This is a genomic window from Saccharothrix sp. NRRL B-16348, assembly GCF_001280085.1.
Classification (GTDB): Bacteria; Actinomycetota; Actinomycetes; order Mycobacteriales; family Pseudonocardiaceae; genus Actinosynnema.
Window position 1 is genome coordinate 50,962 of record NZ_LGED01000235.1, and the last position, 19,644, is coordinate 70,605.

A 19,644-nucleotide genomic window follows, 5' to 3' on the forward strand; every position below is an offset into this window, starting at 1 on the left:
GGCATCACCGCTTCTCCCGCAAGGGTTCCCGGTGCACGGCCGTGGCCGGATCGGTCGTCAGCTCGTAGTCGCGCAGGCGCACCGAGCGGAGCAGTCGGCGGTAGGCCAGGGTTGAGCCCGGGTAGAGCACCGTCCCGGCGGGCGAGTCGTCGTGGTACCAGGTCCGGCAGCCGCCCACGGCCCAGATCGTGCGCGCGAACTTCCGGCGCAGCCACTCCTGGAAGCGCCGCTCCGCCTCCGGCCGGACGACCAGCGCCACGGCGCCGGCCGCGCGCACCGCCCGGATCGCGCGGACGACGTACCGCGACTGGGCCTCGATGGTGACGACCGCCCCCGTGTAGGGCACGGCGCTGTGCGGGCCGAGCAGCAGGAACGCGTTGGGGAACCCGGACACCGCCACACCCTGGTAAGTGGACGCGCCCGTGCGCCACACGTCGCTCAACAGGCGTCCGTCCACGCCCTCGACCTCGATGTGGTGGAACGACCCGGTGACGTCGAACCCGGTCGCGTAGACCACCACGTCGACCTCGTGCTCGTTCCCGGTCTCGTCTACGACGGCACGCGGGCGCAGGGCGGTGGGACCGCCGGCGACGACGTGGACGTTGGCCCGGTTGAGCGCCGGGTAGTACTCGTTGGAGAACAGCACCCGCTTGCAGCCGAGCCGGTACCGCGGGGTGAGCTTGTCCCGCAGCTCCGGGTCGTCCACCTGGGCGGCGATCTGCCGGAGCACCACCGGTTCCGCGGCCGCGAGCGCGTCCGGGCGGTGGTGGAAGCCGAGCCCCCGCTTCTCCCGGCGCAGGTAGATCCTCAGCCGGTGCAGCGACTGCGCCCACGGCAGCAGGCGGAACAGCCGCTTGCGCCACGCGGACACCGGCGCGTCGGCCTTCGGCAGCACCCACGCCGGCGTGCGCTGGAAGACGGTCAACGCGGCGGCGCGTTCGGCCAGGTGCGGCACGAGCTGGACGCCGGACGCGCCCACGCCGACCAACGCGACCCGCTTGCCGGTGAGGTCCACGTCGTGGTTCCAGCGCGAGGAGTGCCAGGCGTACCCCTCGAATACGCCCGGCAGGTCCGGCACCTTCGGCGTGTGCAGGCCACCGACGCCCAGGACGAGAAAGCGGCTGGTGTAGGTGGCGCCGGCCGAGGTCGACACCACCCACGTCCCGCTGTCTGCCTGCCACCGCGCCCCGGTGACCTCCGTGCCGAACCGGATCGAGGGCCGCAGGCCGCGTCGCCGTGCCACGTCCCGCAGGTAGGCGAGGATCTCCGGCTGGGTGGCGTAGGTGGAGCTCCACCGCGGGTTGCGGTCGCGGGCGTAGGAGTAGAGGTCGGACTCCACGTCGCACGACGCGTCGGGGTACGTGTTGTCGCGCCACGTGCCCCCGAGGTCGGCCGCCTTCTCCAAGACGAGGAAGTCGATCCCCGCCGCGGCCAGGTCGGCGGCCTGGCGCAGACCGGACATGCCTGCCCCGACGACGAGCACCTCGGTGGCGGTCATCGGTCCACCTCGCCGAGGAAGTCCGCGATCCGCGGCCAGAGCGCGGTCCACGCCTCGTCGGCGTGGTCGTTGTCGTGGCCCAGGCCGGGCACGGTCACCAAGCGCGCGGGCAGGCTCGACCGCCGTGCCCGGTCCACCAGGTCCAACGCCTGCGTCACGGGCACCACCTCGTCGGCGTCGCCGTGCACGACCAGGAGCGGCGCCTCGACGGCGTCGAGCCTGGCCAACGGCTGCCGCACGGGGTCGGCGAAGTGCGCCTCGACCTCCTCCGGCCCGACATCGGGACGGCCGGTCAGCAGGGCGCCGGGACGGGAGCGCTCGGCGTCGACCAGCAGCGCCGGGTCGTACAGCCCCATGAGCAGCACGGCCCGGTGCCACAACGACGGTTCACGGGCCAGCGCGAGGAGCGCGGAGTACGCGCCCCGGCTCGTGCCGAGGACGCTCAGCCTCGCCGGGTCGACCTCGGGCAGGCCGGCCAGGTGGTGGGCGGCGGCCACGACGTCGTCGATGTCCCGGCCGCCCATTTCGGCCAGCGCGCGGTACTCGGCGCCGTGCCCCGGCGCCCCGCGCTGGTCGACCGTGAACACGGCGAACCCCGCCGCGAGCAGCGGTCCGTGCTCGCTCACGCGGGCGTAACGGCCCTGGTCGTCCAGGGCACCGCCCTCACCGGAGGTGCACACGACGACGGCCGGGTGCGGCCCGGGACCGTCGGGCAGGCTGAGGTGGCCGTGCACGACCACGCCGTCCGCCGAGGTGAACTCGTGGGCGGTGATGCGCTCGGCGGGCCGCGACGGGGTGTTCGGCGCCCGGTCCAGCTCCTCGGCCAGCAGGTCGACCAGGCCGCTCACGGTCAGGTTCCGCTGGAGCTTCACGGCGGGCACCGACACGCCGAGCGCGTTCTGCAACCCGACCCTCAGCTCGACCGCCACCAGGGAGTCGATGTCGACCGCCTGCTCGTCCGCCAACTGCTGCCCGGTCAGGCCGGTGGTGCGCTCCAGGAGCGGGGTGACGAGCGTGGACAGCAGGTCGACGCGTTCCGCCGCGGTCGCGTCGCGCAGGCGCTGCACGACCGTCGAGTGCGCGTCGCCGTCCGAGGTGTCGGCGGGCACCAGCTCCTCGTACCGGGGCAGCCGGGCCAGTTGCGGGTTGGCCCGCGCCCAGCGCGACCAGTCGACGTCGGCCACCGACACCTCCACGGGTCGGGTGCGCAGCAGTGCTCCCAGCTCCGCCACCAGCCGGGCGGGCGACAGGCCGACGTGGCCGTTGCGGCGCAACGCGTCACCGACCGCGCCGTCGCGGCTGACCGCGACGCCCACCTCGTCGACCATGCCCCAGCCCACGGCGATGGCGGGCAGTCCCTTGAGGTTCCGGTGCCGCGCCAGCGCGTTGAGGAACTCGTTGGCGGTGGCGTACGCGCCCGCCGCGGCGGCGCCGAGCTGGGCGGCGACCGACGAGAAGAGCACGAAGAAGTCCAGGTCGTCCGCCTGCGTCGCCAGGTGCAGGTGCCAGGCGCCGTCCGCCTTCGGCCGGGTGGCGGCGACCAGGCGGGCCGCGTCGGTGTCCGCCAGCACCACGTCGTCGAAGTCCGCCGCGGCGTGGACGACGCCCCGCACCGGGGGCAGCTCCTCGCGCAGCAGAGCGAACATCCGCTCGACCGCGCCGCGGTCGGCGACGTCGACGCGTTCGACGCGGACCTCGACGCCCCGCCCGGTCAGCTCGGCGACCACCCGCTCGGCCTCGGGCGTGACGACGCCGCGCCTGCCGACGAGCACCAGGTGGCGTGCGCCGCGGTCGGCCAGCCACCCGGCCACCACGAGCCCCAGGCCGCCCAGGCCTCCGGTGACCACGTAGGCGCCGTCGGGCCGGATCGGCGAACCGGGCACGGAGGCCGCCGGCACCGACACCGGTTCCCCCGCGACGCGCACCACGACCTTGCCGACGTGATCACCGCGGGTCATCGCGCGGAACGCCACGTCGACCTGCCCGGCGGGCACCTCGGTGACCGGCAGCGGGTCGAACCCGCCGTCCTCGTGCAGGGCGACCACGTCCAGCATCGACGCGCGCACCAGCCCGGGGTCCAGCAGCATCATCCGGTCGTAGTCGAACGCGTGGAACGACAACGCGCGGTGGAAGGGCGCCAGGCCCAGCGAGTGGTCGGCGGCGATGTCGACCTTGCCCAGCTCGACGAAGCGACCGAAGGGCCGCAGCAGCCCCAGGCTCTTGCGCAGCAGTTCCCCGGACAGCGAGTTGACCACGACGTCGACCCCCTCGCCGCCGGTCCAGCGCTGCACGTCGTCGGCGAACGCCGTGGACCGCGAGTCGGACACGCCCGCCACGCCCTCGCGGCGCAGGAACTCCCGCCGCTCGTCGCTGCCCGCGGTCGCGTACACCCGCGCGCCGAGCCGGGTCGCGATGCGCACCGCGGCCAGACCCACGCCGCCCGCGGCGGAGTGGACGAGCACCGTCTCACCCGGTCGCACCCGGGCCAGGCGCACCAACGCCTGGTGGGCCGTGACCACGGGGAGCAGCGAAGCGGCCTGGGCCAAGGACAGGGTCGACGGCTTGCGCACCACGCGCACCGCGTCGACCGTGACGTGCGAGCCGAACAGGTCGGCGGCGTGCACGAAGACCTCGTCGCCGGGACGCAGGTCCGCCACGTCCGCGCCGATCCGCACGACGGTGCCGGAGCACTCCAGGCCGAGCGCCTGCCGGGAGAGGCTGCCCTCCAACGCCTCCGGGGTGAGCAGACCCGTCACCTTCAGCACGTCCTTGAAGTTGAGGCCCACGAAGGAGACCTCGACCTCCACCTCGGTGGCCCTGGGTGCGCGGCGGGCCGTCGCGGCGAACCGCAAGCCCTCCACGCCCTGGCCGTCGGCGCGCAGGCGCACGGGGGTCTCGCCGGCCCGGCTGGTCACGTGGTGCAGCGCGGACCGGTCACCCGCCCGTTCGAGCCGGCGGACGTACCGGGCGTCGCCGCGGAGCACCACCTCGTCCAGCCCGGTGCGGGTCAGTTCGTCGGCCAGGGCCGCGGCGGGGGTTTCCGGCGTGACGTCGACGAGCCGGCAGCGGAGGTCCGGCCGCTCGGCGCCGACCACGCGGCCGAAGCCCCACAGGGCCGCCGCGAACGGGTCGGTGGTGTGGTCGTCCGCGGTGGCGCTCTGCGCGCCGGACGTCACCAGGAACAGCGGTGCGGCGGTGTCGGTCAGGGCTTGCACGAGCCGCAGCGGTGAGGCGACCGGCGCGCACGCGGCCGCGTCGTCCCGCTCGGTGCCGTTGACGTAGACCACGCCGCGGCACGGCGAGCCGACGCCGGCGCGGACAGCGTCGAGCCAGTTCTCGTCTTCCGGTGACGTGCGCAGGACGTCACCGCCCCGCGCGGTCAGTTCGGCGGCCAGGGCCGAGGACACCGGTGAGGACCCGATGACGACCCAGCGGCCCTCCGCCTCACCGGAGGGCTCCAGCGGTTCCGCGCGCCACGCGTGCTCGTAGTAGAGGTCTTCGGATCGGGACGACGGCCCGTCACCGTCCTGGACGAGCCGCTGGGCGCGCAGGCCGATCACCTCGGCGACCACCTCGCCGTCGTCGGTGAACAGGGTCAGGTCGCACTCCAGCCGCCCGGGAGCGGTGGCGCCGCGGTCACGCCCGTGCAGCCACAGCGTCCGGCCGGGCGAGCGGTGGAAGCGGAGTTCGGCGATGCGCGCGGGCACGTAGGTCACGCCGTCCTCGCCGGACAGCCGCAACGACCCGGCGATCACCGCCTGCAGCGCCGCGTCGAGCAGCGCCGGGTGCAGCCGGTGGCCCGCCGCGTCGACCGCGTCGACCCGGACCTCGGCGAACACCTCGCCGGTCGCCTCCCGGAACCACAGCCTCTCGACCCCGCGGAACGCCGGCCCGTAGGTCAGGTTGCTGCGGTCCAGCAGCGCGTACACCTCGTCCCGGCCGAACTCCGGCAGCGACCGCGTCGACTCCGCCAACGCCTCGGCACGTCGTGGCGCGGGCCGCGGGCGCAGGACGTCCGGTCGGCGCATCCGCGCGTGCGACGTCCAGCCGGCGTCGTCGCCCTGCCCGCGGCTGTGCAGCGTCACGAGGCGCCGGCCGGGGTCGTAGGCGACGCGGAGCGTCGTGACAGAACGCGGCTGGAGCGCGAGAGGCCGCTGGAAGACGACGTCCTCGAAGAAGCACGGCTCGTCGTCGGGGAACAGGGCCAGCGCCGCTTCCAGGTAGCCGGAGCCGGGGAAGACCACGGTGTCGCCGATTCGGTGGTCGGTGAGGTAGGGCAACTCGCTCTCGGACAGCTCCACGTCCCGGGTGGGGTCGACCGCCGGCACGGTCCGCCCGGCCAGCCGCAGGCCGCCGCCGCCCAGCCTGGCCTCCCGCGCGGCGGCCGACTCGACCCAGTGGTGTTCCCGCTGCCACGGGTACCGCGGCAGGTCCAGGTGCTCGCGCGGCCCGGGGTGCACGCCCTCCCAGTCGGGGTCCACCCCCGCCGCGTAGAGGGCGCCCAGCGCTTCGAGCAGCTGCTGCCGCTGGGGGCGGTCCCGGCGCAGCGACGCCACCCGCACGACGTCGCCGTGCCCGGCCAGCCCTTCGTCGATCGCCGCGGCCAGCACCGGGTGCGGTCCGACCTCGACGACCGCCGCCGGGGCGGACGACAGCACCCGCCGCAGCGCCGCGGCGAACCGGACCGGCCTGCGCACGTTCTCCCACCAGTAGGCGGCGTCCAGCTCGACACCGGTCACCAGGTCACCCGTCACGGTCGACACGAGCGGGACCCGTGCCTCGCGCGGCGTGATGCCGCTCAACGCCGCCAGCAGCGGCTCGCGGATCACGTCCATGTGCCGGCTGTGGTAGGCCACCTCGACCCGCAGCGGCTGCACCGACGCGCCGGCCGCGCGCAGTCGCCACGTGACCTCTTCGACGGCGGCCGGGTCGCCGGCCAGGGTCGTCGCGGTCGCGCTGTTGACGGCGGCCACCTCCACCCCGTCCACCAAGTGGGGCTCCACAGCGTCCGCGGCCAGGTCGACCGCCACCATCGCGCCGCGACCGGCCAGGCCGGCCTGGAGGCTCGCCCGGTGGAACGCGACCGTCAGCGCGTCCGGCAGGGAGTACACGCCCGCCGCGTACGCCGCGGCCACCTCGCCGACGCTGTGGCCCACGACCGCCGAGGGTTCGACGCCCCAGGCACGCCAGAGCGCGGTGAGACCCGCCTGCACGACGAAGTTGGCGACCTGCGCGTAGACGGTCTCGGTCAGCCGGGACTCGTCCCGCTCGCGCAGCAGCTCGTCGGCGATCGACAGGCCGAAGCGCGCCAGCACCGCGTCGCACTCGGCGACCACCTCGGCGAACCGCGGCTCGGTCCGCAGCAGCTCGCGCCCCATGCCCCACCACTGCGGGCCCATGCCGGTGTAGACGAAGGCCACGCCGCTGCGCGTCGCCCGGCGCGGGGCGGGCTCCAGCCGCCGCAGCTCCTCCACCGCGCCCGCCACGTCGACCGCCACGACCGACGTGCGGAGGGGGTGGTGGTCGCGCTGCCGTGAAGCCGCACGGGCGAGCCGCCGCAGCGCCGGCGCGTCCGGGCGTTCCAGCAGGTCCGCGTACCGCGCGGCGAGCGCGCGCAAGGCCTCCGGACTGCGTGCCGATAGCGGGAGCACGTGCGGTCGGCCGTCGTCGCCCTCCTCGTCGGCGGTCGCCGGTGCTTGGGGCGCCTGCTCCAGGATCGCGTGCGCGTTGGTGCCGCCGAAGCCGAACGAGTTCACCCCCGCCCGGCGCGGGCCCGGCAGGTCGGGGAACGGCACGATCCCGGTCGGCACCCGCAGGGGCAGCCGGTCGAACGGGATGCGGGGGTTGGGCCGCTCGAAGTGGAGGTTCGGCGGGATGAGACCGCGCTCCAGGCACAGGCTCGCCTTGATCACGCCGGCGACGCCCGCCGCGGCCTCGGTGTGGCCGATGTTCGACTTCACCGAGCCGATCCAGTGCGTCCGGTCCGATCCACCCAGGACCTCGCCGATGGCGGTCGCCTCGATGGGGTCGCCCACCGCGGTGCCCGTGCCGTGCGCCTCGTAGTAGCCCACCGAGGCGGGGTCGACGCCGCCGGACCGGCACGCCTGCCGGATGACCGCGCGCTGCGCCCGGGCGCTGGGCACGGTGATGCCGGGGGTGCGGCCGTCCTGGTTCACCGCGGTTCCGCGCACCACCGCGTACACCCGGTCGCCGTCGCGCTCGGCGGCGGCGAGGGGCTTGAGCACGACGACACCCGCGCCCTCACCGCGCGCGTACCCGTTGGCGCGGTGGTCGAACGACTTGCTGCGGCCGTCCGGGGACAGGAACTGCCCCTTCGACATCAGGATCGTGGTCACCGGGTTGACCATCACGTTCACCCCGCCCGCCACCGCGACCTCGCACTCGCCCCGGGACAGGGCCGCGCAAGCGTGGTGGAACGCCACCAGGGACGAGGAGCAGGCGGTGTCCAGGGTCAGGCTCGGACCGTGCCAGTCGAAGGTGTACGACAACCGTGCGGCCAGCATGGTCATGCTCACCCCGGTCGGCGTGGCCGTGCCGACGAGGTGCCGGTTGGCGTCGGAGAGCTGGTGGGTCGCCGCGTCGAAGGTGAACCCGCCCATGTAGACGCCGACCTCACGGCCCGCGGTCGTGGCGAGCGGGATCCCGGCGTCCTCGAACGCCTCCCAGGTGACCTCCAGCAGCAACCGCTGCTGCGGGTCGAGCGCGGCGGCCTCCCGCGGCGGCATCCCGAAGAAGGCCGCGTCGAAGCGGTCGACGGGCCGGTCGAGGAAACCGCCTTGGCGGACCGTCATCCGCCCCGGTGTGGCGGGATCGGGGTCGTAGAACGCGTCGGCCCGCCACCGGTCCGGCGGGATGTCCCCGACGGCGTCCGTGCCGGAGGCGATCAGGTCCCAGAAGCCCCCGGGATCCTCCACACCGCCGGGGAACCGGCACCCCACGCCCACGAGCGCGACGGGTTCGATCGGGGACACCCGTCCGGCAGGCGCGTCACCGTCGTGCGCGTCCGTCGTGCCGGTGGGATTCGGGACCATGGGGCTTCCTCCACGCTGAACAGCGACCTGCTCTGTCCCTCGCACTATCGGGAAGTCCTCCCTCCCACCGCACCGGCAGGAGCCGCGCACCGCCCGAACGAACATGATCATTGCCCGATCGCACGCGTCCACGGCGCCGACGCGCATGACCCGCGGCGAGGTGCGGGCGGCGAGGTGCGGGCGGCGAGGAAGCTCTTTTGCGGACACAAACCGTCCGACCTTCGCTACGTTGGGCGATCCGATGGCCTTGAGGGAGAGCCTGTGATCACTCCGCCCGTGAACGCGCAGCGCCACGTGGACGACCGCGAAGACCGGTTCGGCGCGTTGCTGCGCCAGTTCCGCCGGGAAGCCGGGTTGACCCAGGACGAGCTGGCCGCGCGGTCGGGGATCGCGGTGCGCACCATCCGGCGGTTCGAGACCGAGGCACGCGCCAACCCGCAGCTGAGCACGGTGCGGCAGCTGGCGAAAGCGCTCGACCTGCCCCCGGCGGACCACGCGAACCTGCTGGCCACGGTGGCCCAGCCCGGCACGCCACCCACCGGGCCGTCCACAGCGGACTCCCCCGCGCCGCCCGTCGAACCGCCGGTCGTCGAGCCCGACCCGGGGCGCTACGTGACGGCGAACGAGCGCGAGCTGATCGAAGCGGCCGACGAGCTCGCCGACGTCGTGCGGGCCCGGTGGCAGCAGGAGGAGAGCCGGCGCCGGATCCACGACCCCGGCCCGTTGCCGCTGCGCTGGCGCTCGGCCGGCGCGGAGCTGACCGACCCCGACGCGCCGACCGACCTCGCCGGCGCGCTCGACGGGATCGTGGCCTGCTACCGACGCGTGCCGTCCGGGCGGCTCGTCGTGCTCGGCCAGGCGGGCGCCGGCAAGAGCATGCTCGCCGTGCGGCTCGTCCTGGACCTGCTCAACCCGTCGACCGCGGCCGGCGCGGTCCCGGTCGTCATCGGCCTCAGCTCGTGGCACCCGGACAAGACGTCCTTCCACGAGTGGCTGGTCACCCAGCTGACCCGGCACTACCCCGGCCTCGCCCGGCCGAGCCGCAGCGGCTCGACGCTCGCCGACCGGCTGATCGAGAACGGTCGGATCCTCCCGGTGCTCGACGGCTTCGACGAGATCGCCGACGGGCTGCACCGGTCGGCCCTCGTCGCCCTCAACCAGATCACCCTGCCGCTCGTGCTGACCAGCCGGCCCGACGAGTACCGGGACGCGGTCACGGGCGCCCGTGCCCTGCGCGGCGCGGCGGCGGTCGAGTTGGCCGACCTCACCGTCGCGGACCTCGCCGGCTACCTGCCGCGCACCGCGCGCCGGAACGCGGGCGACGTCGCGACGGTGTGGGACCCGGTGCTGCGTGAACTGGCCGAGCAGCCGGACCACCCGCTGGCCGTCGCGCTCACCACCCCGCTCATGGTCGGCCTCGTCCGCGCCAACTACAGCGACACGACCGGCCGTGACCCGGCCGAACTGCTGGACGCCGAGAGGTTCCCCACCGTGGAGGGGATCTCCGACCACCTGCTGGCCGGCTTCGTGCCGACCGCGTACCGGCGCCAGCCGCTCGATCGCGCCGTGGGCCTCGACCAGCGCTGGTCGGTCGAGGAGGCCACGCGCTGGCTGCGGTTCCTCGCCACGCACCTGAACAGGCGGCACACCACCGACCTCGCCTGGTGGGAGTTCGGCACCGCGCTGCGCCCCCGGTCGCGGACCCTGGTGCTCGGCCTGTTCGCGGGCGTCATGGCCGCCGTGGTCGACTGGCTGGTGGAAGGTGTCGCGGGCATCTTCGGGGTGCGGATCGGCTCCAGCCCGTGGTTGCTCTCGGGGCTGCTGATCGGTTTCCTCGGCGCGGTGCTCATGGTGATCAGCTACGGGGTGACGGTCGGCCGCCAGGTGCCGACGCCGTTGTACCTCCGGATCAGCGTGTGGGGCGGTCGACGGCGGTTGAGCGCGGAGACGAGACGCCGGCTGCGGCTGGGCATCCTGTGCGGGTTCGTGTTCGGCGTCTGCCTCGGCACGGCACACCGGGCGCTCGACGTGGTGACGTCCCGGTCCACGTCCGCGCTCGGGTTCTGGGTGTTCGACGCGATGATGTTCGGGATCGTCTACGCGGTCGGGGTCGCGTTCGTGTTCTGGATCCTCGGCCTGATCGAGACCCCGGTGGACCTCACCTCGGCGAGCAGGCCCGCGGACCTGATCCGGGCCAACCGCGCGCTGCTGGCCGGACCGGCGCTCGTGCTCGCGCCGCTGTTCGCCGGTTTCATCGTGGCCGTGCCCGAATTGTTGACGGCGCTCGACGTCGGTCGCCCGTTCGGCATCGAGCTGGACTGGGAGCCGTCACTGGTCGTGGCGGCCGGCTTGGTCAGCGCGATCGCCGGCGGCGCCGGTTACGTGCTCGGCATGACCCCGTGGGGCCAGTGGCTGGTGTTCGCCCGGGTCTGGCTGCCGCTCACCGGCCGACTGCCCTGGGCGGTGGTGGCGTTCCTCGAGGACGCGTGCCGGCGCGGCGTACTGCGCCAGTCCGGGCCGTACTACCAGTTCCGGCACGCCCGCCTGCAAGCCCACCTCGCCGCCGCGGACGTCACCGACCGGAACGTCCGGGGGGCACCGGCAGGTCAAGAGGGCCGTTGACCGGGAGCGCGCTGTCGTAGTGCTTGATCGACGACGACCCGCGCATGGTGAACTCCTTCGCCAACCCCGCCGTGTGCAGACCGCCCAACTCGCGGTCGGTGAACGTCATCCCGGCGATCGTGGTCGCCTTGTCCCCGTCCCAGTTGTAGCGGTCGTACAGGTGGCTCTGGCAGTCGAGGGTGATGCGGGGCACCGCGCCCTCCGGGTTCGGGCGGTGCACCGTGACCACCCCGCTCACCGACGCGTGCACCGCGCCGATCGCCAGGAACCAGTCCGGGTTGGTGCACTTGTACCCGTGCCAGTCCGACTGGAACGGGACCGGTTGGTCGTAGCCGGCACGCGCGGCCACGTCACCGGCGATCCGCTGGAGCACAGCGGTGACGATGCGGTCGATGTACGCCTTCAGCCCGGGCTCTTCACCGGCGATCCGGTCCGGGTCGAGCGTCAGGTCCTCACCGGTGTTGCTCAGGTAGTGGGACAGGTGACGGCTGGCGTTGTGCAGCCCCGCGGCGGCCGCGGCGACTTTCATCTTCACCGCGGTGTCCAGGAAGATCAAGTCGTCGCCGCGGCTGTACAGCGGCTGCGAACCGTGCGGACCCTGCCCGGGATCCACCGGTGGAGGTGGTGGCATCCCGGGGATTTGCGGCGCCATGACGGGCCCCCTTCATCACACTCGTGCGGCTTGCTCCGACCCTGTCCCCGACTCACCTGACGAAGTCGATCCCCTCCTCCCACCAGGTGTTGTCGCCGAACCCGTATTTGCGCACACCCGGATCGGCCGCGACCCGGTCCTCGATCCGGAAGTCGTCCTCGTCGAACGACGGCGGGGTGCGGCCCGGCGTGTACTCCAGCGCGCGGGAAATCGCCTCGACCACGGCGGTCATCGCGCTGTGCCTCGACTCCGCCGACTTCTTCAGGTCATCGGCCGCCGAGACGATCTCCGACCTCATCGCCTGGTCGATCGGTCGGTGGATGTACGGCACCCACGCGCCGAGCGGGAACGTGGCGCCGAAGTAGGTCATCGGCCGCAGGACGGCACTGGTCAGACCTACCGCCTGGTTGTACGCCAAGCGCTCCAGGCAGGCGCCGCCGCTCTCGACGACCTTCGCCGCGCGGTCGAGCACGTCGCCTCGCTCGGCGATCGACCGCCCGAGGGCGTCCGCGCTCGCCCCGAACGTCCGCGAAGCGTCCCCCGACCACGCGCTCCGCAACCACGTGCTGCCGTTGACGACGTTCTCCGAGGTGATGTGGTCGTTGGTCCCGAGGAGCCCGATCCGCTTGCCCACGGCTTGCAGCGCCTCCCAGTCCGCCACCAACCCGGCGAGGTGGTCCGCGGCGGGCTTGACGCCGATCGCCTCCTCGAACCGCTCGTCGTAGACCGCGATCTGGGCGATGGCGGCGTCGACCACCTGGCGGACGGTGCACGGGTTCTCCGGCACCTCCGGCAGGCGGGGCAGTTGCACACCGCCGAACCGGCTGACGCCACGCGCGGCCGGGGACGAGCCGGCTGCCGAGCCGCCGAGGACGTCGGAGCCCACCGCCGAGATCGCCTTCGCCGACAGGTCGTCGGTCGACTGGTACGTCGTCCCGGCCGAGGCGACGTTCGCGCCGAGGTGGCCGATGGTGGTGAGGTCGGTTCGCTGGGCCGCGGACACCGCTGCCCGGAAGTTGTCGAACGACGGTGCCAGCGTGGCCATGAGCCCGGTCGATCCCGGGGGAAGGCGCACCGCCGCCAGCAGGCGCGCGGCGTTCGCCGAGAAGTTCGTGCCGAAGTCTTGGAGATCCAACTCGAATCCCGCGAGAGCGGCCGGGTCAACCGTGAAGTCGTCCATGATGCCTCCGCGCCGGAGCGGGCTACCGGTCCGGCGTGAACTCGGATTCGAGCGTGGGCAGGTTGTTCCCCTGCTCGTCCAACGAGTCGACCTCGGGCGGTGCCGGGAACACGAACAGGGAGTTGATGGCCGGATCCCGCAACTTCACGCTGAGGTGGTCGATCGCGGCGACGATCTGCTGCTCCTGGTCGTGGTACAGCTTGGCCGCCTCGCCGAGGTGGCTCTTCATGTCGGAGTCGGCCGTGTTCGGGCTGTCGTGGCTGATGACCTTCGGGACCTGCGGACTCACCCGAATGTTGTTGAACCCGGCCACCACCGACGCGAGGTCCTTCGCCGAGAGCGCAGCCAGCCCACCCGCGGCCACGCCTCCCCAGACCGTCCAAGCGGTGGCCGCGGCGATGCCGACGAGCAGGACGACCTGGGCGGCGTCACCGGCACCGATCTTCGCCACCTTGTTGAACGCCTCGATCGACGCCTGGCCGACGTTCCAGACGGTCTCGTTGAGCTTCTTCCGCACGTGCATGTGCATCGACAGGGACGCCGCCAGCAGGTCGACCGCCGCGACCTGGTTGTCGACCTTCTCCTCGAACTTCGTGAGGATCTTCTCCTGGAAGGCGTCCTTGGCGTGGCCGTGCCAGCCCTGGATCTTGTACCCCACGTTCTGCGAGATCTGCATCGGCGTGTTCTTGCCGGCCAGGTCTCCGATGGCGCCGCCGATGTCCGGCACCGGAACCTCGGTCCCTCTCGGATCCAGGGTCGGGAAGTCGTGCTTGAGCGCGAAGGACGTGCTGCCGAGCGTGTTCAGGGCGTGCTGCATGCCCTTCGGGTCCGGAGTGGCGAAGCTCTCGTACAGGTCCGGGTAGGTCAGGTAGAAGTCGGTGTCGGGGAACAGGTCGAGGGGATTGCCGATGTCGAGGCCGAGCACCTTCAGGTCCTGCTTGCGCAGCACGGCGGCACGCGCCGCGTCGGCGACGTCCTTGCCGAGTTTGCGCAGTTCGTCCTGGGTGTGGAACGTCATGGTCGACTCCTGGTGATCTGCCGCGCGGCCGGGCGCGGTGTTCTGCTCAGCCCTGTCAGGCAGGGGTGTGGTTCAGCGACTCGGTCTGACGTGCCATCGCGTCCGCGATCCGGGCGTCGGTGGCGGCGTAGGTGTCGACCACGTGCTCCATGGCCTTCCCGATCTTGACCGCGTTGCCCGCACAGGTGTCCAGGACCTTCACGATCTCCTCGCGCACGGCCGCCCAGCTCTTCGCGAAGGCCCCACCGTCGGGGCTCACCGGCGGGTCCGCGGCGATGTTGCCGTCGGCCAGGTTGGTGTTGCGCGCGTCATTCGCCAACACGGCGTAGATGTAGGACAGCTCCCGGAGATCCTTCCGGGCCACGTTGTTGAGCGATTCGAGGTTGGTCTGGAACGACATGGGTTGCTCCTCGTTGGCGCGGACGGGTCAGCGGACTTCGGGCGCCGGGGTCGCCTCGAGCGCGCCGTTCTCGCCCAACCGCCACACCACCTTGGCCGGGCGCGCCTCGTTCTCCTGCGGCGCGGGCTGCGCCGGTGCGGGTGTCGCGTGGCGGGGCCACTCGTCGTCTTCCGGCGCGGGCTGCCCGCCGATGACGCCGGAGTCGCCGACGATGACGTCCTGGTCACCGGCCGCGAACGTGTCGCCGTCGGCGTTGACCTCGTAGCGGCGCTCGTGGTCGGTGTCGTCGGCGCCCTGCCCCCGGCCGGCGCCGGGCATGGCCATCGGCATGAACGGCACACCGGTCGACGAGGCGGTGCCGGTGGCGGAGGTGGCCGGTCGGCCCGCGGTCGTCTCCTTCGGCGCGACCGCGAAGGTGGAGCCGCCCGGCGCCAGGCGACTCGGCGGCCGGACGCCCGACGTGCCGGTGTTCGACACCGCACCGGCCATCGGGGCCACACCGCCGAGCGGGATCCCACCCGAGGCGCCGGTCGAAGGGCTGCTGGTCGACGGCGTGCCGATGCTCGGCGTGGCCGGCGAGGACGGCGCGGCGACGGCGGTCGTGGCGCCCGCCGGGAGCGAGCGGTCCTGGTCGGTGCCGCCGGTCGTCGTGCCGGTCGGGTCGGTCGCGCCGGACGTCGCCTGCCCGGCGTCGGTCGACTCGGCGGTGCCTTCGGTCGCCGGGTCGCCGGTCGCCGCGGGTTGGCCCTGCCCGGTGGCCGTCTTCTCGCCCGGTTCGAGGGACTTCGCCGCGTCGCCGCCGGTCGGCGCCGCGTCGCCGCCGCTGCCCTGCGCCAGCTTGGCCAGCTTCTGCAGGAGTTGGGCGACCGCGTCCACGATGGTCAGCACCATGGTGACGAGCTTCATCAGGTTCTCGGCGTTGGCCAGCAGGTTCGCCATGACCTCGGCGATCTTCGCGCCGCACTTGTTGGCGATGACGACGCACTTCGCGATCGCCTCGGCGATGCTCGCGCCCATCGTCAACGGGGCGCGGGCGATGCCGTCCGCCATCACCGGGACCATCTCGCCGACGGCCTCGCCGATCAGCCGGATGATCTCGGCGAGCGCCTTGACCACCTCCGTGCCCGCGCCGGAGATCGCGCCGGCGATCGTCTTCGCCGCCTCGGAGATCGCCGTGATGCCCTCGGCGAACTGGGCGCTGGTGACCCGGTGACCGTCCGCGGCCTCGCCGGTCCACCCGCTGGTCTCGGTGGTGCCGGTCTGGCGGAACGTGTCGGCGAGCGCGCGGACGTCCGTCGCCGCGGTCGCCATGCCCTGCGCCGGTGCGCTCACCGCGCCCGAGTCGCCGCGGAACTGGTCGAGCGGCTTCGCCAGGAACGACACGTGCGGGGTCAGCATGCCGACACCCGAGCTGCTCAGCGTGGCCAGCGGGTTGGGCGACGACATGAGCGCGCCGAAGTCGGCCGGCGCCGGCAGGCCGGCCAGGGGACCGGTGGACCACTCCGAAGAACTCACGGCGTTGGACACCGCGGAGAGCTCGGCCAGCAGCTGGGTCGTCGTCTTGTCGGTGCTCATCGGTGGTACTCCCGGACGAGGTGGTCGGCGGAGGTCTCGTCGGTCTGCTGGTAGCCGTCGGCGGAGCGGCGGATCGCGACGCTCATCGTGTCCACGGCGGCGGACACGTCGCTGATCGCGGCGTTCGCCTGCCCGACGGCGCCGGACAGCCCGGCGGTGAGGAACTGGGTGAACGTGCCGAGCGCGCCGTCGGCCATGCGGTCGGGCGCCCGGTCGGACACCCCGTTCAGCTGGTCGGCGATGCTGGCGACCGTGTTGGCGTGCCAGCGCAGCTGCTCGACATCGACGTCGAAGCCACTCATTCCCCTCGTACCTCCGGGTTCTCGAAGTAGTCGTCCTCGTCGGCGGACCGGCGGGTGCGGCGGCTGCCGGCGGGCGTGGCGTCCGCCGGCGCGGGCAGGTGGGCCTTGACCATGTCGAGCGCCGCGCTCGGGCCCACGAAGTCGGTCATGATCTCGGTGATCTGCCCGGCCGCCGACCGCTGCGCCGCCTTGGCCGTCGCCACGATCAGGTTGGCCAGCGCGTCCGGTTCGAGCGCGCGGGCCTGCGCGGTCAGCCGGAGCCGCTCCAACGCGCCGCCCACGCCGACCCACGCCTCGACCTCGCCCCGTGGTGCGATGGCGTGCCCGCCGACCTGCCGCAGCCGGGCGTTCGCCCGGACCGCGCCGTCCACCGCGCCGGCCAACTCCCGTTGGTAGTCGGCCAGCCACTGCTCTGCGCTCACGATGGTTCCTCTCCTGTGCCCGATCCCGCGCCACCCCCGGTGAGCCGGTGGATGAAGCGGTGGATGTCCTTGGGGTGCAACGGGTTCACGCTCACCCACCCGTTCCTGGCGCGGTCGATCCGCACCCGTCCGGACGGGCTGTCCAACCAGGACAGCTCGTGGGTGCGCCGGCCGGCGCTGGTCGCGCCGAGCTGCCCCCGACTCGTCACCGTCGGCAACAGGTCGGCCAGCCGGTCCAGCTCGTCCGGGTCACCGCCCCCGGCCGCGGCCAACGCCCGCAGCCCGTCCCGCGTGACTCCCCCCGGCTCGCCCGCCGCGGCCACGACCCCGGCGTCCAGCGAGATCGGCACCACGAGCGCGCCGGGCAGCCTCGGCACGTCCCGGTGCAGCTCGTCGGCCAGTTCGTCCCAGGCGAGCCGGGTGACCGCGACCCGGTTGGCGTGGCCGCGGGTCAGCGGCTGCCGGCACACCAGCGCCGCCGAGCCGTGCCGCAGCGCCAGCACGCCGACCGGGCCGCCCTCGAGCCCGGTCAGCACCAGGTCGACGGTGCTCCGCCGGGCGCGCAGGGCGGTCACGAGTTCGGCCGCCGGGCCGGTCGGCCCGGTGTCGTCGGCTAGGCCGCGCGCGGCCAGCGTCGCGCCCGCCATGGCCAGCACCGCCGCGCGTTCGGCGCCCGTCCGCCCGTAGGACGGCACCCGCACCGGGTACGGCATCCGCACCCCGGCGTGCGTGGTCAGCAGGTCGAGTTCGGCGAGTCCGAAGTGGACGGTGCGGTGGTCGCTCGCGGCCTCGCCGACCGGGTGCTCGGTGGCGATCACCGGAGCAACTTCCCCGCCACGCCCGTGGCCGTGTCGAGCACGGTCGACGCGGTGTCCAGTGTGGACGACACGGCCTGGTCGAGGTCGACGTAGCCGGTCAGCACCGAGACCAGCGACCGGTGGTAGTCCCGCAGTCGGGTCTCCGCGGCGCCCAGCTCGCCGGTCAGCCCGGCCTCGCCCGCGGTGGCGCGCAAGCGGTCCGCCAGCACCAGCGCGAACGGCGAGGTGCCGAGCTGCGGCGGCCGTTCCCCGAGCCGTTCGGCCGAGGCCAGCAGCTCGCCGATCGCGTCCGCGACCTCACCCAGTGTCTTGACCAACGCGTTCAGCTCCTCGGGCGCGACCGCGTAGCCGCGCCCTGATCCCTCGTCTGGCATGTCGTCTCCCCTGTCGGTGTGCGGGCGGCTCGCCGGTCATTCCCCGATGACCGGTTTGCTGGGGATCCGGTCGTCGTCGAACAGCCCTTTCACGACGTTCGGCTGCTGCCGCTTGTGCTCCTTGTCCCCGTCCGCCCTCGTCATCGGGGTCATGAACGGCGCGAACCCCGTGCCGCCTGCACCGCCCTGCACCCGCCCGGACGCCTGGAGCTGGTTCATCGCGGCGTGCAGCACGGACGCGCCTGCGCCGGGCTGGAGCGGGGGCCTGCCGGCCGCGCCACCCGGTTCGGGCGCGCCGCCGTGGGTCAGCTGGGACCACGGCACACCGGTGCCCCCGCCACCACCTCCCGGCACGCCCGGCCCGACACCGCCCGAGGTGACGCCGGCCGTGGTCGTCAAACCCGACAGGTCCGGGTCACCCGCCCCGGCCTCGACCGGCGGCGCGATCAGCGCATCGCTGCCGTGCAGGCTCGACTCGTAACCGCTCATGACCTCCTCCGCCCGCGACTTGGCGGCGCCGGAGAAGAAGTCGGTGCCGAACATGCTCGTGCCACCGGTGAACACCGCCCCGACCGCGAACACCACACCGTCGCCTCCGGCGGCCCCGCTCGGCGGGCTCTCGGCGTCGGAACCACCGCTCGTCGCGGTGAGCGCCGGCCGTCCGGGCGGAGGCGGCATGGTGTTCCTGGCCAGCGCGAGCGCGTCCGCAGAGTCCTGGGCGGCCTGCCGGACCCGCCGGGCCCGCGCGCCGATGGCGCCGACCAGCTCGGCCAGCTGATCGATCCGCTCGGTCGCCCGTTCGGCGGCCCTCCCCTGCCAGTTCGCGGTGAGCGCCGCGCGCTGCTCGCGCAACGTGTCGGCGTGACCGGTCAGCGCGTCGGCGTGCCTGCCCCACTCGGCGGCGACCTCGCTGACGTCCCCGACGTCCGCCTGCTCCCGCACCATCTCGTACAGCTCTTCGTGGCTGTACGCCGCGAAGTTGGTCGGCCCGGACGAGGCAACCTGATCCGCCCCGGTCGGGCCGGCCGGCTGCCCGGCGCCGGTCAACGCGGCGTTCAACGCGGCGACCACCGCCTGCCCGGCGACGTCGATCTCCGTCAGCACCGCCGTGATGGCGTCGGCCATCTCCGCCACCCCCGCGGAGACCGCGCCGGCCATCGCCGCGACCGGGTCGTCGATCATTCCTGCGCTCCCACCAGTTCGTCAGTGCTTGTGGCCACCGATGCTCGGCTCCCCGGTGCGGCCATCACCAGGCCACCACGAGGCCATCGACCGGCCATCCATGTCCGGTGCCGCTGACCTGCGTAAACCGCCTCCCGGGCACCCGTCCGCAGGACGTCAGCGCGTCGGGCTGACGAGTGCCCTCGACCGCGGGGTCGGTGTGGGATCCTGTCCGCATGGCAGTCGGCCGCGTCGTCTTGGTCATCACGCTCCTCTTGGTCGCGGCGTTGGGTGCCTGGTTCGCGGTGGTGCGGTGGGAGGACGCGAACAAGGTCGCCACGGCCGCGTCGGCGTTGGGTGCGGTGGCGGCGGTGGGTGTGGCGGTGTGGGCGGCGATGCGCTCGCCACGGCCAGGGGGCCGGGTGCGGGTCCGCGGCACCGGTTCGGCGGTGGCGCGGGGCGGGGGCTCCGCCAACACCGGCGTGATCGGCGGCGGCACCGCGCAGGTGCGGAACACCGGGGATGCCGAGGCCGACGGGGGCGACGCCAACACCGGCGTCCGGATGTGAG

Annotated in this window: 14 protein-coding genes; 2 read left to right on the top strand and 12 right to left on the bottom strand. The window is 73.5% G+C overall.

Features of this window, described 5'->3' with window-relative positions:
• Window positions 1-4 precede the first annotated feature (4 nt).
• The gene (locus tag ADK67_RS36920; protein ID WP_053721212.1) at window positions 5-1,498 is read right to left on the bottom strand and encodes a flavin-containing monooxygenase; all 1,494 of its coding nucleotides are present in this window, start codon (window positions 1,496-1,498) and stop codon (window positions 5-7) included.
• Window positions 1,495-8,550 carry a type I polyketide synthase gene (locus tag ADK67_RS36925; protein WP_082404365.1) on the bottom strand — a complete coding sequence of 2,352 codons (7,056 nt, stop codon included), beginning with the start codon at window positions 8,548-8,550 and terminating at the stop codon, window positions 1,495-1,497. The genes ADK67_RS36920 and ADK67_RS36925 overlap by 4 nt, the downstream gene beginning before the upstream one ends.
• 261 nt (window positions 8,551-8,811) lie before the next feature.
• On the opposite strand from ADK67_RS36925, the gene ADK67_RS51575 reads away from it, so the two are divergent.
• Window positions 8,812-11,172, top strand: coding sequence for a helix-turn-helix domain-containing protein (locus ADK67_RS51575; protein WP_053721213.1), 2,361 nt, complete (start codon window positions 8,812-8,814; stop codon window positions 11,170-11,172).
• Here the strand turns inward: ADK67_RS51575 and ADK67_RS36935 are convergent.
• From ADK67_RS36935 to ADK67_RS36980, 10 genes are all read right to left on the bottom strand, one after another.
• The gene (locus ADK67_RS36935; RefSeq protein ID WP_053721214.1) at window positions 11,123-11,785 is read right to left on the bottom strand and encodes a hypothetical protein; all 663 of its coding nucleotides are present in this window, start codon (window positions 11,783-11,785) and stop codon (window positions 11,123-11,125) included. The two genes, ADK67_RS51575 and ADK67_RS36935, sit on opposite strands and share 50 nt — an antisense overlap.
• Before the next feature lie 91 nt (window positions 11,786-11,876).
• Entirely contained in the window at window positions 11,877-13,004 is a 1,128-nt protein-coding gene (locus ADK67_RS36940) for a hypothetical protein (protein ID WP_053721215.1), read from the bottom strand.
• Between the two features lie 22 nt (window positions 13,005-13,026).
• Window positions 13,027-14,022, bottom strand: a complete 996-nt coding sequence (locus ADK67_RS36945) for a hypothetical protein (RefSeq protein WP_053721216.1) — start codon at window positions 14,020-14,022, stop codon at window positions 13,027-13,029.
• 55 nt (window positions 14,023-14,077) lie between these two features.
• Window positions 14,078-14,422, bottom strand: coding sequence for a hypothetical protein (locus ADK67_RS36950; RefSeq protein ID WP_053721217.1), 345 nt, complete (start codon window positions 14,420-14,422; stop codon window positions 14,078-14,080).
• Between the two features lie 27 nt (window positions 14,423-14,449).
• Window positions 14,450-15,997, bottom strand: a complete 1,548-nt coding sequence (locus ADK67_RS36955) for a WXG100 family type VII secretion target (RefSeq protein WP_053721218.1) — start codon at window positions 15,995-15,997, stop codon at window positions 14,450-14,452.
• The gene (locus ADK67_RS36960; protein WP_053721219.1) at window positions 15,994-16,299 is read right to left on the bottom strand and encodes a type VII secretion target; all 306 of its coding nucleotides are present in this window, start codon (window positions 16,297-16,299) and stop codon (window positions 15,994-15,996) included. The genes ADK67_RS36955 and ADK67_RS36960 overlap by 4 nt, the downstream gene beginning before the upstream one ends.
• Window positions 16,296-16,721: a YbaB/EbfC family nucleoid-associated protein gene (locus ADK67_RS36965; RefSeq protein WP_053721220.1), complete on the bottom strand. Its 426-nt coding sequence runs from the start codon at window positions 16,719-16,721 to the stop codon at window positions 16,296-16,298. Before ADK67_RS36965 ends, ADK67_RS36960 begins: the two co-directional genes overlap by 4 nt.
• Entirely contained in the window at window positions 16,718-17,539 is an 822-nt protein-coding gene (locus tag ADK67_RS36970) for an ESX secretion-associated protein EspG (RefSeq protein WP_231648536.1), read from the bottom strand. The genes ADK67_RS36965 and ADK67_RS36970 overlap by 4 nt, the downstream gene beginning before the upstream one ends.
• Window positions 17,536-17,913 carry a hypothetical protein gene (locus ADK67_RS36975; RefSeq protein WP_053721221.1) on the bottom strand — a complete coding sequence of 126 codons (378 nt, stop codon included), beginning with the start codon at window positions 17,911-17,913 and terminating at the stop codon, window positions 17,536-17,538. Before ADK67_RS36975 ends, ADK67_RS36970 begins: the two co-directional genes overlap by 4 nt.
• Before the next feature lie 36 nt (window positions 17,914-17,949).
• Window positions 17,950-19,095 (bottom strand): WXG100 family type VII secretion target, encoded by a 1,146-nt coding sequence (locus ADK67_RS36980; protein WP_053721222.1) that lies wholly within the window; start codon window positions 19,093-19,095, stop codon window positions 17,950-17,952.
• 215 nt (window positions 19,096-19,310) lie between these two features.
• On the opposite strand from ADK67_RS36980, the gene ADK67_RS36985 reads away from it, so the two are divergent.
• Entirely contained in the window at window positions 19,311-19,643 is a 333-nt protein-coding gene (locus ADK67_RS36985) for a hypothetical protein (protein WP_053721223.1), read from the top strand.
• Window position 19,644: the final 1 nt, after the last annotated feature.

Coding starts and splice junctions, on each gene's coding strand:
- ADK67_RS36960 (WP_053721219.1), bottom strand. CDS start 16,299: ATGAGTGGCTTCGACGTCGATGTCGAGCAGCTGCGCTGGCACGCCAAC.
- ADK67_RS36985 (WP_053721223.1), top strand. CDS start 19,311: ATGGCAGTCGGCCGCGTCGTCTTGGTCATCACGCTCCTCTTGGTCGCG.
- ADK67_RS36975 (WP_053721221.1), bottom strand. CDS start 17,913: ATGCCAGACGAGGGATCAGGGCGCGGCTACGCGGTCGCGCCCGAGGAG.
- ADK67_RS36945 (WP_053721216.1), bottom strand. CDS start 14,022: ATGACGTTCCACACCCAGGACGAACTGCGCAAACTCGGCAAGGACGTC.
- ADK67_RS36925 (WP_082404365.1), bottom strand. CDS start 8,550: ATGGTCCCGAATCCCACCGGCACGACGGACGCGCACGACGGTGACGCG.
- ADK67_RS36955 (WP_053721218.1), bottom strand. CDS start 15,997: ATGAGCACCGACAAGACGACGACCCAGCTGCTGGCCGAGCTCTCCGCG.
- ADK67_RS36980 (WP_053721222.1), bottom strand. CDS start 19,095: ATGATCGACGACCCGGTCGCGGCGATGGCCGGCGCGGTCTCCGCGGGG.
- ADK67_RS36940 (WP_053721215.1), bottom strand. CDS start 13,004: ATGGACGACTTCACGGTTGACCCGGCCGCTCTCGCGGGATTCGAGTTG.
- ADK67_RS36920 (WP_053721212.1), bottom strand. CDS start 1,498: ATGACCGCCACCGAGGTGCTCGTCGTCGGGGCAGGCATGTCCGGTCTG.
- ADK67_RS36950 (WP_053721217.1), bottom strand. CDS start 14,422: ATGTCGTTCCAGACCAACCTCGAATCGCTCAACAACGTGGCCCGGAAG.